This window comes from Haloplanus sp. GDY1 (assembly GCF_023703775.1).
GTDB classification, from domain to species: domain Archaea; phylum Halobacteriota; class Halobacteria; order Halobacteriales; family Haloferacaceae; genus Haloplanus; species Haloplanus halophilus.
The window spans coordinates 1,149,642-1,162,605 of record NZ_CP098514.1 but is presented as its reverse complement, the minus strand read 5'-3'; the positions used below and the strand labels follow the sequence as shown (position 1 = coordinate 1,162,605).

General features: G+C 68.8%; 12 protein-coding genes and 1 pseudogene. 6 read left to right on the top strand and 7 right to left on the bottom strand.

Annotated elements, in window-relative coordinates; genetic code table 11:
* Nucleotides 1-32 precede the first annotated feature (32 nt).
* Genes NBT67_RS06255 through NBT67_RS06235 form a run of 5 tightly spaced genes read left to right on the top strand, consistent with a single transcriptional unit; the run spans nt 33 to nt 4,701 of the window.
* Nucleotides 33-881 (top strand): 16S ribosomal RNA methyltransferase A, encoded by an 849-nt coding sequence (locus NBT67_RS06255; protein WP_251343984.1) that lies wholly within the window; start codon nt 33-35, stop codon nt 879-881.
* Entirely contained in the window at nt 874-1,998 is a 1,125-nt protein-coding gene (locus NBT67_RS06250) for a mechanosensitive ion channel family protein (protein ID WP_251343983.1), read from the top strand. The genes NBT67_RS06255 and NBT67_RS06250 overlap by 8 nt, the downstream gene beginning before the upstream one ends.
* Nucleotides 1,995-2,594, top strand: a complete 600-nt coding sequence (locus NBT67_RS06245) for a HemK2/MTQ2 family protein methyltransferase (RefSeq protein WP_251343982.1) — start codon at nt 1,995-1,997, stop codon at nt 2,592-2,594. Before NBT67_RS06250 ends, NBT67_RS06245 begins: the two co-directional genes overlap by 4 nt.
* A 59-nt stretch (nt 2,595-2,653) precedes the next feature.
* Nucleotides 2,654-3,646, top strand: a complete 993-nt coding sequence (locus tag NBT67_RS06240; RefSeq protein WP_251343981.1) for a 5-methyltetrahydropteroyltriglutamate--homocysteine methyltransferase — start codon at nt 2,654-2,656, stop codon at nt 3,644-3,646.
* The gene (locus NBT67_RS06235; RefSeq protein ID WP_251343980.1) at nt 3,643-4,701 is read left to right on the top strand and encodes a methionine synthase; all 1,059 of its coding nucleotides are present in this window, start codon (nt 3,643-3,645) and stop codon (nt 4,699-4,701) included. Before NBT67_RS06240 ends, NBT67_RS06235 begins: the two co-directional genes overlap by 4 nt.
* On the opposite strand, the gene NBT67_RS06230 is transcribed toward NBT67_RS06235, so the two are convergent.
* From NBT67_RS06230 to NBT67_RS06210, 4 genes and pseudogenes are all read right to left on the bottom strand, one after another.
* A complete protein-coding gene (locus tag NBT67_RS06230) occupies nt 4,698-4,910 on the bottom strand; it encodes a TOBE domain-containing protein (RefSeq protein ID WP_251343979.1) in 213 nt (70 codons plus the stop codon). The genes NBT67_RS06235 and NBT67_RS06230 overlap by 4 nt on opposite strands.
* A gap of 63 nt (nt 4,911-4,973) precedes the next feature.
* Nucleotides 4,974-5,696 (bottom strand): hypothetical protein, encoded by a 723-nt coding sequence (locus tag NBT67_RS06225; RefSeq protein WP_251343969.1) that lies wholly within the window; start codon nt 5,694-5,696, stop codon nt 4,974-4,976.
* A gap of 41 nt (nt 5,697-5,737) precedes the next feature.
* A pseudogene (locus tag NBT67_RS06215) lies at nt 5,738-7,406 on the bottom strand (ammonium transporter).
* Between the two features lies 1 nt (nt 7,407).
* Nucleotides 7,408-9,351, bottom strand: coding sequence for a primary-amine oxidase (locus NBT67_RS06210; RefSeq protein ID WP_251343966.1), 1,944 nt, complete (start codon nt 9,349-9,351; stop codon nt 7,408-7,410).
* A 230-nt stretch (nt 9,352-9,581) separates the two neighbouring features.
* Here NBT67_RS06210 and NBT67_RS06205 point away from each other — a divergent pair, with 230 nt between their 5' ends.
* Nucleotides 9,582-10,367, top strand: coding sequence for a TrmB family transcriptional regulator (locus NBT67_RS06205; protein WP_251343965.1), 786 nt, complete (start codon nt 9,582-9,584; stop codon nt 10,365-10,367).
* Here NBT67_RS06205 and NBT67_RS06200 read toward each other — a convergent pair whose 3' ends face one another.
* From NBT67_RS06200 to NBT67_RS06190, 3 genes are read right to left on the bottom strand one after another with little or no spacing between them, the layout of a single operon-like run.
* Nucleotides 10,368-11,099 (bottom strand): hypothetical protein, encoded by a 732-nt coding sequence (locus NBT67_RS06200; protein ID WP_251343964.1) that lies wholly within the window; start codon nt 11,097-11,099, stop codon nt 10,368-10,370.
* Nucleotides 11,090-11,410: a 2Fe-2S iron-sulfur cluster-binding protein gene (locus NBT67_RS06195; RefSeq protein WP_251343963.1), complete on the bottom strand. Its 321-nt coding sequence runs from the start codon at nt 11,408-11,410 to the stop codon at nt 11,090-11,092. Before NBT67_RS06195 ends, NBT67_RS06200 begins: the two co-directional genes overlap by 10 nt.
* Nucleotides 11,407-12,810: a selenium-binding family protein gene (locus tag NBT67_RS06190; protein ID WP_251343962.1), complete on the bottom strand. Its 1,404-nt coding sequence runs from the start codon at nt 12,808-12,810 to the stop codon at nt 11,407-11,409. Before NBT67_RS06190 ends, NBT67_RS06195 begins: the two co-directional genes overlap by 4 nt.
* Nucleotides 12,811-12,964: the final 154 nt, after the last annotated feature.

Below are 12,964 nucleotides of genomic sequence, written 5' to 3'. Positions count from 1 at the left end.
AATTTACCCGGCCCCGTGCGCTATCGTGGACGATGACAGGGTCGCGTTCACCGGATCGACTGCTCGGGCGGGCCGGCGTGAGCGGCAACCCCGACCGCGATCAGCACTTCCTCGTCGACGAGCGCGTCCTCGACCGGCTGCCGACGTACCTGCCGGACGACGCGGATCGGAGTCACGTCCTCGAAATCGGCGGGGGGACGGGGGCGCTCACCGACCGCCTGCTGGCGACGAGCGAGCGCGTGACGACCGTCGAGCGCGATCCGGACCTCGCGGCCTTTCTCCGCCGGGAGTTCGCCGACGAGGTCGACGCGGGTCGGCTGACGGTGATCGAGGGCGACGCCCTCGAGGTGGACCTGCCGGACGTCACCGCGAGCGTCTCGAACCTGCCGTACGGCGTCTCTAGCGAGATCACCTTCCGTCTCCTGCCGCTCGGCGTGCCGACCGTCCTCACCTTCCAGCGGGAGTTCGCGGAGCGCATGGCCGCCGACGCGGGGACCGAGGAGTACGGCCGCCTGTCGGTGAGCGCGGGCCACTACGCCGACGTGACGGTCGTCGAACCGGTGCCGCCGACGGCCTTCTCCCCGCCGCCGGCCGTCGACAGCGCCGTCGTGCGGACGACGCCGCGCGACCCCGACTACGAGGTCGACGACGAGGCCTTCTTCCTGCGGTTCGTGAAGGCGCTGTTCACGCAGCGACGGAAGACGCTGCGAAACGCCGTCCGCAACACCGCTCACATCTCGGGCCTCGACGACCCGGACGCGGTCGTCGAAGCCGCCGACGAGGACCTCATGTCGCGGCGGGCGGGCGACGTGGCGCCGGACGAGTTCGCCGCGCTCGCGGGGCTCGCGGCCGAGTACGGCCGGAGGGATCCGGATGGCTGACGCGCTCGCGACCGTCGAGTCGACGCTGCCGAACCGCCTGCTGGCGACGACGCTCGTGGTGGCCGTCGTCCTCGGTATCAGGTACGGGGCGCGGCGGTGGCTCGTGGGCCGGGAGGGGGCGAGCGACCGGTCGCTCCCCAAACTCGCGGTGTCGGCGGCGATCACGCTGGTGACCGGCGGCGGCATCGTCGCGGTGGTGCTCCTGTGGGATCTGATCGGGCCGCTGGAGCGCTCGTACCGCAGCCTCGGGTTACAGGACGTCGCCGGGCGGGTGTTGCTCGCCGTGGTCGTGCTGGCGGCGACGTACGCGCTCACGGGCTTCGTCGGGCGCGTCATCGGCGAGTTCACGGGCAACCAGGCGAGCATCAGCGAACACCAGCGGGAGATCGTCTACCGGCTGACGCAGGTGTCGCTCTACACGCTCGCCTTCATGGTGGTCATCGGCCTGTTCACTCAGGACCTCGGCAACCTGCTGGTCGGGGCGGGCTTTCTCGGCATCGTCGTCGGGATGGCCGCGCGCCAGACCCTCGGCGCGATGCTCGCCGGGTTCGTCCTCATGTTCTCCCGGCCGTTCGAGATCGGCGACTGGATCGAGGTCGGCGACCGCGAGGGAATCGTGACCGACATCACCATCGTGACGACGCGACTCCAGACCTTCGACGGCGAGTACGTGATGCTTCCGAACGACGAGGTGAGCAGCAAGCCGATCACCAACCGCACGCGCAAGGGCCGCCTCCGCATCGAGGTGGAGGTGGGCGTCGACTACGACCACGATCCGAGCCACGCGGCCGAAGTCGCCCGCGAGACGGTCAAGGAGTTGGATCAAGTCCTCAACGTCCCGACGCCGCAGGTGGTCGGCAAGCGCTTCGGCGACTCCGCCATCGTCCTCGGCGTCCGGGTGTGGATCGACAACCCCAGCGCCCGACGGATGTGGCGGGCGCGCACGGCGGTCATCGAGGCGGTCACCGACGCCTACGCCGATGAGGGGATCAAGATCCCGTTCCCGCAGCGCGAACTCATGGGCCGGGCCGAGGAGGGCGGCCTCGCCATCGCCGAGGGTCGGGAGGCACAGGCGGCCACGCCGGACGGCGGGCCGGAGGACGGGACGGGGGAATGACCGACGCCGACGGATCGGACACCCGCTCGGACCTCGCGGACCGGCGCGGGGCGGAACGGGTGGTGTACCAGCCGGCGGAGGACTCCCGGTTGCTCGCCGAGGCGGCCGTCGAACACGCCTGCGGCCGGACCCTGGAGGTGGGCACGGGGTCGGGGTGGGTCGCCGAGCGGATCGCGACGGAGACGGACTGTGCGGTGATCGCGAGCGACCTCAACCCCGAGGCCTGCCGACAGGCCCGCGACCGGGGAGTCCCGGCCGTCCGCGCCGACCTGGTCGAACCCTTCCGACCGAGCAGTTTCGACACGGTGGCCTTCAACCCGCCGTACCTCCCCACCGACCCGGACAACGAGTGGGACGACCCGATGGAACGGGCGCTCTCGGGCGGGGAGTCGGGACGGGCCGTCGTCGATCCCTTCCTCGACGCCGTGGGGCGCGTCCTCCGGCCCGGCGGGGTGGTCCTCCTCCTCGTCAGCAGTCTCACGGGGTTCGAGGCGGTCGTCGACCGCGCGGAGCGCAACGGCTTCGCGGCGTCGACGGTGCGCCAGGAGTCGTACCCCTTCGAGACGCTGTCGGTCCTCCGCCTCGACGGGAAATAACCTATGGGAATATTTTGGTTTAGCAAATATTAAGCGACGGCATCACTTAGCCGCTCGTGATGACCGAACTGGTCGCCACGACGCCGGGACTGTATCCGCTTCCGGACTGGGCGAAGGAGGAACTATCGGAGCTGAAGGGTCACCAGAAGGGCGACCTCATCGGCGGCGACGAGGGCGCGGAGATCGTCGACGCCTACGGGCGCGCTCGGAGCGACGTCGTCGACGCGCAGGTCGACGCCGGCCTCGACCGGATCGTCGAGGGGCAGTTGCGCTGGGACGACATGCTCGCCCATCCGCTGACGATCCACGAGAACGTCGAGACGGGCGGGATCGTCCGCTACTACGACAACAACAACTTCTACCGCGACCCGCAGGTGGAGGGCGAACTCACGCCGTCGGGCGACGTGGCCGCGGAACTCGCGGCCGTCGACGCCGACGCCGGGGGCCTGCAGGCGGTCCTCCCCGGTCCGTACTCGCTCGCCGACCTGGCGACCGACGAGTACTACGGCGACGAAGCCGACTTTTTGGACGCCGTCGCCGACTACCTCGCCGGCGAAATCGAGGGGTTCACGCCCCACGAGACGCTGTTCCTGCTGGAACCGTCGCTGGTCGAGTCGCCGCCGGGCGAGGACGCCGACGAGCACGCGAGCGAGGCCATCGACCGCGTCGCCGCCGCCACCGAGGCCGAGGTGGTCGTCCACACCTACTGGGGGGCGGTGCCGGAGAAGACCTACGCGCACCTGATGGACGCCGACGTCGACGCCATCGGCTTCGACTTCGTGACCGACGCCGACGCGTCGCTCTACAACATCAACGAGTACGGCACCACGGATCGGGTGGCGCTGGGGCTGGTCGACGGGCAGAACACGCTCGTGGAGTCCCCCGAGACGGTCCGTGACCGCGTCGAGTGGATCGAGGAGCGGACCCACGCCGACTTCGAGCGGGCCTACCTCACCTCGAACACCGAACTGTTCTACCTGCCGGTCAACAAGTTCGAGGAGAAACTCGCGGCGCTCGGCGACGCCGCCGCGCTCGCGGAGGTGGACGCATGAACAACCGCGAGCAGTTCCGCCCCGCGGACCACCCGAACGACCACTTCCTGCTCACCTCCATCGTGGGCTCCTACCCGAAGCCGAAGTGGCTCAACCGGGTGTCGGACCTCGCCGAGGACCCCGACTCGAAGTTCACCGAGGACCACCTCCACGAGGCCCACGACGACGCCTGTCGCGTCATCGTCGACGAACACGAGCGGGCGGGACTCGACACCGTCTCGGACGGCGAGATGCGCCGCAACGAGATGGTCGAGTTCTTCGCCGACCGCATCGACGGCTACGAGTTCAACGGCCCCGTGAAGGTCTGGGGCCACAACTACTTCGACAAGCCCTCGGTCGTCGACGACGTCGAGTACGACGAGTCGTGGCTGGTCGACGAGTTCGAGTTCACCCAGTCGGCCGCGAGCAAGCCGGTGAAGGTGCCGATCACCGGCCCCTACACGCTGGCGGCGTGGTCGTTCAACGAGGCCTACGAGACGGACGCCGACCTCGCCTACGCGCTCGCGGACCTCGTGAACGAGGAGATCGAGGCACTCGTCGAGGCCGGCGCGCGCTACATCCAGATCGACGAGCCCGCGCTCGCGACGACGCCCGACGACCACGCCATCGTCGGCGAGTGTCTCGAACGCATCGTCGCCGGCGTGCCCGACGAGGTGCGCATCGGCCTCCACGTCTGTTACGGCGACTACTCCCGCATCTACCCCGAACTGCTGGAGTATCCCATCGACGAGTTCGACGTCGAGCTGTGTAACGGCGACTACGAACAGATCGACGTGTTCACCGACCCCGAGTTCACGACCGACCTCGCGCTCGGCGTCGTCGACGTCCACACCACGGAGGTCGAGAGCGTCGAGGAGATCAAGGAGAACATCTTGGAGGGCTTCACGGTCGTCCCGCCGGAGAACCTGACCGTCAGCCCCGACTGCGGCGTGAAGCTCCTGCCCCGCGAGGTCGCGTATCAGAAGATCGAGAACATGGTCACGGCCACCCGCGAGATCGAGGCCGAACTCGACGCCGGCGAGATCGATCTCGGGCCGGAAGTCCGCGCGGATTAGTCCTCGCTTTCGACCATCACTTCCGTCGCCTTCACGACGGCGTTGACCGTCGCTCCCTCCTCGATCCCGAGCCGCTCGACCGATCCCGCGGTGATGACGGCGGTCACGACCTGTCCGCCGTCGAGTTCGACCGCGACTTCGGCCATCAGGCCGTCGGTCTCGACGCTGCGTACGGTGCCGTTCAGCCGGTTGCGTGCACTGAGTGACATCGGTCGGGAGGACGCTCGCCGACGGCTTAAATACGCCGTGAGTGACACGTTCTCGCTCGGCGGTCAGGCCGGCGCCGGCGTCGCTGGCGCGACGTGTCGGGCGTAGGTCTCGCGGGCACCGACGGCGAGGAGGACGCCCCCGACGAGCGCCAGGACGCCCGCCTCGACGACCGTCGGGACGGCGTCGACGACGCCCCACCCCGCGACGACGCCGAGGACGAAGCCCGCCTGGATGGCCAGCACGGCACCGAGGGCGTGGCGGCGCGTGGCGGCGTACAGCGACCCGACGGCGGCCGTCTCGGCCGCGGCGTGGACCGCGAGGACGGCCGCGCCGAGCAGGCCGAGGGCGGCGTCGGCGGCGTAGACCGTCGCGAGGACGACGCCCTCGAAGCCCCGGTGGAGGGTCACGGCGCCCAGCGCCGCGTCCGCGCAGGCACCGCAGTCGGTGAGGGCGTTGCCGCGGGCGAGGGCGACGGCGCCCACGCCGGCGACGACGCCAGGAACCGCGCCGGTCGGCGCCTCACCGGCGGCGAGGAGGACCGAGAGGCCGCCGAGCGCGAGCAACAGGAGGGGAATCCCACCGCGCGAGTGGGGGAGGCGGTCGACGGCCGCGAGGACGAGGCCGCCGCCGAGCAGACTCGCGCCGACGGAGGCGGCGACCACGACCGGGAAGTCGAGGCCGACCGCACGGCCGCCCGTGCCGTGGGCGGCCGCTGGCGCCGCGAGCAGCGCCGTACCGAGGGCGGCGGTCGTCAACACGCGGGTGCGGAGTGCGTCCGAAAACATGGCTGGAGGGCTGACGATGGTGTGACGGGGCGAGCGCGGCGTCAGACCGCCTCGGGTCCCTCCTTGCCGGTGCGGACCTGGATGGCGTTCTCGACGGGCAGGATGAAGATCTTCCCGTCGCCGGGTTCGCCCGTGTGGGCGGCCTCGCGGATGGCGTCGGCGACGGCCGACCCCTCGACGTCCGCGACCACGCACTCGACTTTCGTCTTCTGGTGGAGGTCGACGGTGTACTCCTCGCCGCGCCACTGGCCCTTTTTGGCCGGTTGGGACCCGCGGCCGGAGACGTTCGACACCGTGATCGAGGGCGCGCCGGCCTCGGCGACGGCCTGTTTCACCGCGCCGAGTTTGTCCGGGCGGATGTAGGCGACCACCATCTCGATCTCAGTCATCGTCGGCCACCCCACTGCCGTCGGTCGTGGCCGGGTTCGGCGTCCCCGCGCTGCCGACGGAGTTGTCGCCGAACTCGGGGTAGGTCACGATGCCGTGCTCCGAGGAGTCGAGCCCCTCGCGTTCGTGTTCCTCGCTGACCCGGGCCCAGCCGAGGGCCTTGAGGGCGCCGTAGACGACGCCGGTGGCGACGGCCGCCCAGGCGGCCAGGACGACGATGCCGACGACCTGGACGCCGAGGTCGGCCACGGAGAACGCGGCGGTGGTGTTGACGAAGGGGTAGGCCAGCGCGCTGAGCGCGCCAGCCGAGCCGTGGACCGGGAACACCGCACAGACGTCGTCGATGCCGACCTTCTCCAGCAGGTCGAAGACGAGGACGACCTGGATGCCGGCGATGAAGCCGACGACGAGCGTCGCGGGCCAGCTCGCAACCGCCGCGATGGAGCAGACGGAGACGAGGCCGGCCAGCAGGCCGTTCGCGGTCATGAGGCTGTCGACCTTCCCGCTGCGGACGACGCTGATCAGCGCGGCGCCGATGCTGCCGGCGCCCATGACGAGCGCGGTGTTGATCGCGACCCGGCCGGCGTAGGCGTAGTCGGCGAGGGCGAGTTCGCCGGCCTCGGTCACCTGGAACACGTTGACGGCGGTGCCGACGTTGAAGCCGTACCAGCCGAAGGCGAGGATGAGCGTCCCGAGGATGGCGTAGGGGAGCGAGTGGCCGGGGATGACGTTCGGGGAACCGTCCGCGTCGAACTTGTCGACCCGCGGTCCCACGAGGTAGGCGGCCACGAGGCCACAGACCCCGCCGGTCATGTGGACGATGGCGGCGCCGGCGAAGTCGCTGAAGCCGAGCGTGGAGAGGAAGCCGCCGCCCCAGGTCAGTCCCGTCGCGACGGGGTAGATGAGCGCCCCGACGACGACGGTGAAGACGAGGTAGCCGCGAAGCTGGGCGCGCTCGGCCACGGCGCCGGAGACGATGGAGGCCGCGACCATCGAGAACGCGGCGCCGAAGAGGATGCTCGCCCACGCCGTCGAGCCGCCGGCGTAGTAGGCGAACGGCGACGAGAACCCGCTGCCGGAGGTGACGCCGGCGACGATGGCCGAGACGGCCACGCCGACGACGAAGTACGCGATGACGCCAACGCCCCACGTGAGGACGTTCTTCGTCAGCTGGTTGGCGACGTTCTTCGAGCGCACCTGCCCGGATTCGAGCATCCCGAAGCCGGCGTGCATGAAGAACACGAGGAACGTGGCGACCATCACCCAGAGGAGGTTGACCCCCTCGGCGATGACCGCCGGATCGGCCTGGAGGAGGACGTCCATCTCAGTCGTCCCCCACGGACGTCAGGTCGTGTTCGGTGTGGCAGGGTTCCGGCGGGAGCGAGATGGCGGGGTTGCTGTCGAGGAAGCCCTCGGGCTTGAGGGAGAAGCTCGCGACCTCGACGGGGAGGACCGGCCAGTCCTCCGCACGGGTGACGTGGTTGACGCCGAGCGTGTACCAGCAGACCACGTCCTCGCCGTCGAGGTCGCGGTCCTTCTCGGTCCACTCGGCCAGTCCCGTCGTGTCGTCGTTCTGGTTGGGGTAGTCGCCGGCCGCGAACCGCTCGTCGGGGTCGTACTGTGTCGTCCAGAAGTTGTTCTGGATGAATCCGGCCCGCTTTTTCGTGCTGGAGGTGGGCCTCGCCGGCGAGTTGACGTTGGTGTGGGGCTCCAGCTTGTAGCCGCAGGGCCGGCCGTAGGAGTTCGTCGTCTCCGTGCTCTCGACCCGCCAGTACTTGCCGTTCAGGGGGTCGATGTCGTCGCGGGCCTCCATCTCGGACTCCAGGACCGTCTCCTTCGCCTTGAACCCCTTCTTGCGATCGCTCCCGACGGGTTCGTTGTGGACCTCCTTCACCCGGTTGGGCGTGTCGTCGATGTCGAAGTCCAGGCGGAAGTTGAAGTGGTGCTGGTGGATCGAGGTCTTGACCTGCGGCGCGACGAGTTCGTACTCGCCGTTGGTGTCGGTGGCGTCCTCGTCGGCGGGCACCATCCCGTTGGAGTCGATGCCCGTCAGCCGGACCTCGCCCTCGATGGAGCCGTCGGGGTAGAAGTACCAGTAGAACCCGTAGTCGTAGTTGTAGACGGTGGCGATGAAGGAGACGACGAGGCGGCGACGACGCCGGACCTCGGTGTGCTCTTTCCGCCACTCCGTGTGCTTCCAGAGGACGCCGTCGTCCTCCTCGTGCATGCAGATGGCGTTCGGGAGCGTCTTGGGGTCGCCGTTGGTGTCGTTCATCGCCACGTCGAAGTAGTGCATCTCGCCGAGGCAGTCACAGCCCTCGGTCAGCACGTTCGCCATCCGACCGACGTGGAACTCGCCGATGTCGAACGCCTCCTTCCAGGAGTGGTTGGGGTCGCTGTCGCCGTACGGGACGGCCATCTCGGAGGCCGAGGCGCGGTGGAGCACCTTCCGCTGTTCGCCCTCGTCCTCGAAGGTCACGTCGTGGAAGACGAGGCCCTCCCGGGGCGTCCAGCCGACCTGGAACTCCCAGTCCAGCCACTCGACGGTCTGGCCGTCGACCTCGAAGCTCGGCCCCTCGGGCTGGACCACGTCGAGGTGTTTGAAGTCGTCGCGAGTCGCCACCCTGTCGGCCCGGAAGTCGGCGTCCTCGGGCGGGAGCGGGCTGTCCTCGTCGACGACGCCGTTGTCCTCGATTTTCACGACCTCCATCTCGTCCAGGTCGACGAAGGCGAACAGGCCCTCGATGGGGCGGGCGTAGCCGTTGTCCTCCTCCTCGGTCCGGATCCAGGAGATGGCGCGGACGAGGCGGCGGTCGGCGTGCGAGTCCGGTTCGAAGCCGCTCGCCGGCCACGGATCGACGATGGCGAGGTCGAAGTTCTCGACGCCCCGCTTCGCCGCCGCCTCCTGCCACTCGGGGTCGTTGATGACGACCTGCTCGGCCTGGTCGACCTCCGGCGGCGTGATCGCCGGCTGGACGTCCTCGACGTGTTCGACGCCGAGCAGCTCCTCGCCCGTGATCGAGACAGTCGCCTCGTAGGTCTCCCCGCCCTGTCGGACGACGATGAAGGCCTCGCGGTCGAAGTGATCGCCCTCCTCGTAGGCCCGGACGAACTCCTTCTCGGGTTCGTCGAGAACGACGTTGTGATACACCGCGTCCTCGGCGACGTCCCACTCCGATTCGAGGACGTCGGTCGCGGCGGCGATCTCGTCGGTCGTCAGCGGGTCCAGCGGGTGCGTGACGCTCGTCTCGTCGAGGTCTACTGCCATTGCGAATCACCTGCACCTATTTCGATCTTTGGTGTTCGTTCGTTCTCCTTTTCTCTGTCTTGGTAGCCGAACATTGTCTTCTCCACGGATAAAGTCAGACGTTCTGGGGATATTATATCTACTTCACCACCGACGAGTTGTAAATATATGGTGTATTAACGCATATTCATTCTTCAAATCGGGCACCGAGCGGGGCAACTGGCAAGTGGATCGGGCGGCGAGAGGGTGGTGTGAGTTCCCAGCCGGAGATTTACCTACAGGAGATGGGGCTGTCGGAGTACGAGGCGGCGACGTACGTCGGCCTGTTGCAGGGGGGGACGTCGACGGCCAAGGAGGTCGCCTCGCGCGCCGGCGTCCCCCAGTCGCGCGTGTACGACGTCCTCGATTCCCTGAACACCAAGGGGTTCGTCGTCGTACAGGAGGGCCGTCCCAAGAAGTTCGGCCCGGTGGAGCCGAACCAGGCGGTGTCACAGTTTCGCGACTTCAAGCGCCGCGAACACGTCCGGAGACTCGACGAGATTCAGGGGCTCGGCGAACACTTCCTCGACGCCGTCGACGAGGCGGACTACGGCGACGAGGGCGACGACGAGGTGGATATCAGCTGGTCGTATCCGAACCGCCACCACATCCTCGAGAAACTGGAGCGACTCGCCGAGGACGCCACCGAGGAGATTCTCATGATCACGACCCCCGAGAGCTTCGAACGGATCGCCAACCACCACGCCGAACTCCTGGCGGCCAAGGCCGACGCCGGCGTGGAGATCAGGGCGCTCATCTCGGACGACCGGGACCTCGACCCCGCGGTCCGTGACCGGGCGACCGAGCTGATGACGATTCGGTTCGTCCAGGACATCCGGGGGCGGCTCTACACCTACGACGGCGAGAACGTCCTCCTCGCGTTCCGGGCGCCGAACGACGACGGCTACGTGGGCATCTCGACGACCAGTCCGCACCTCTACGCGACGCTCTCACAGCTCTTCGAGTTGCTGTGGGAAGACGGGGTCCCGGTGTCGTAGCTACGCCGGGACGGCCGCCACCCGTCGGCGACGCACCTCGTGGCCGCCCGCGGCCAGCAGGACGCCACCGACGACCGCGAGCAACGCCGCCTGAACGACCGCGGGAACGGCGTCGATAACGTCCCAGCCGACGCCGACGCCGACGACGAACCCCAACTGAACGACGAGGACGGCACCGACCGCGTAGCGGCGGCCCGCAGACGCGTACAACGAGCCGACGGCGGCCGTCTCCGCCGCTGCGTGGCCGGCCACCAGGATGGCGCCAGCGGTCCCGACGGCGGCGTCCGCGGCGTAGACAGTCGCGAGGACGGCGCCTTCGAGGCTGCGGTGGAGCGTCACGGCACCGAGGGTCGCGTCCGCACAGCCGCCACAGGCCGTGACGGCCGCGTCACGGCCCACGTAGACGATGCCGATTCCCAGCGCGGTGCCGGCGAGCGTCACCGCCGCTGCCCGGGTGACCGCGAGCGCGGCGGCGGCACCGCCGAGTGCGAGCACCAACAGTGGAACGACTGCTCGATGCGTGGCGCCCTCGGCCCGGTCGAATCGACCGTACGCCAGGAGGACGCCCCCGCCACCGAGCAGGCTGGTGCCGACGACGGCCGCGACGACGAGCGGGAAGGCGAGTCCCGTCCCCGTCGCGGTACCGCCCGCGCCGTGGGCGGCCGCGGGCGTCGACAGGAGCGTGCTCGCGGCGACGGCGGCGAGGCGCCGGGACGACGGCGTCACTTCCACGGGTTCGGCACGAGGTCGGCCTGCACCTGCGCGCCGACCTCGACGCGGCAGTCGGAGCGCGGTGCGGCCACACAGAGCAGGACGTAGCCCTCCCGCCGGTGGTGGGGTTTCAGGCCCCGCGGACGCTCGACGTGGACGAGGTCACCCTCCAGCAGGCGCCCGGTACAGGTGCCACAGGCACCGTACAGGCAGCCGTAGGGGACGCCGAGGTTCTCGCGCTCCGTGGCGTCGATGACGGTTTCGTCCGCGGCGACGGAGACGGTGTCCCTGCGGCCGTCGCGCCACTCCAACCGGACCTCGTGGGTCGTCACTGCCAGACGTCGCTGGTGCAGTCACCACCGGGCCAGCGAATCTCGTGGGCGCGCGCGGGTCCGCCGGGGGCGTCGCCGAAGTCGACGACGAAGTCCTCGTCGAGTTCCATCCGTCCCTCCTCGGGGTACACGTCGGCTTTCAGCATCAGCGACCCCTCCTCGCCGATTTCGGGGTAGAACTGGTTGTCCCACGACGAGAACAGCGAGGTGGTCCAGTAGAGCCGCCGGCCGTCGCGGGAGAGCTGGAGCATCTGGGGCGCACCACGGACGTCGTGGCCCGCCACCTCCTGCCGGTCACCGAAGTTGCCGCCGACCCAGCACTGGTCGACCAGTCGCGGGTTCCCCGTGTCGCTGATGTCGTACATCCGCACGTCGCCGTGGAGCCAGTTCGAGAAGAACATGTACTGGTCGTCGAGCGACAGGAGGAGGTCGGTGACGAGCCCCGGCACGGGCATGTCCCAGTCGGGGTGTTCGCGGTCCTCGATGTCGATGACCGTCTCCCACTCCCAGCGTCCGTCGTCTTCCTCCCAGAACCGGATGACGTTCGAGGAGAGCGCGGCGCCGACGTAGCCCTCGGTCTCCTCGGGGTTGTGGGGCATCCGGATCTCCAGCGGAATGAGTCCCTCCTCGCCGAAGGTCAGCGTCTGCTGGTGTTCCTTGGTTTCCCAGTCCCAGACGTGGATGCTGTCGCCGTACTTGCCGGCCTCGACGTCGTCGAGGTCGAATCCCGGATAGTAGGTTTCCGGCGCCGCCCACTCCGTCGACAGCATCACGCCGTGTCGGGGCTGGTACCAGTAGTCGTAGTTCATCTCCATGTCGCCCCGGTCGACCTCCCAGTGGCCGTCGATGGAGAAGTCGTCCTGATCGAGCTGGAGGAAGCCACCGGGGAGTTCGCCGTCGGCGTTCCCCAGCATGCTGATGACGATCTTCCCCCCGGGCACGCAGTGGACCGTGTGCGGCGCCGAGAGGTCGTGTTCGAACACCTCCTCCGGTTCGATCACTTTCTCGATTGTCGGCTGTCGCGGGTCGCTGGCGTCGACGATGTGGATGCGCGAGGAGCGCTGCCCGGGGACGATCAGGTGATCCCGGGTCAGCCCCTCGGCGTGACACGACGACGAACAGGTGTTCCAGCCGAAGTGGTGGAGTTCGTCGCCCTTGTTCGGCATCTCGGCCGTGTCGATCAGGGTTCCGTACGTCTCCGAGTCGGGGTCCACGTCGACGACGCCGACGAAGTCGGGTTCGTCCACGTCCATGCCGACCCGGAGCGCCATGACGAAGGCCGTCTTCTCGCGCTCCGATTCGGTACGCATCGCCGCCGGCGTCGGATACCCCGGTCCCTCTACCTCGTGGTGTTCGTGTCCGTGCTCCTCTGCAGCCGTACTCGGTTCGTCAGTGCTCATGGCAGACAGTAACATACAAGGGGTACTCACAAATAACCATTGAGTTGTCGAGCGCCAACTCCCGTCTCTCGCGCTGCGGTTCTGGGGAAGGCTTTTAGCCTGGCCGGCGTACCGGGGGTGTGTTCGTGATGTCCGACGACGGCCCGGAGGACAC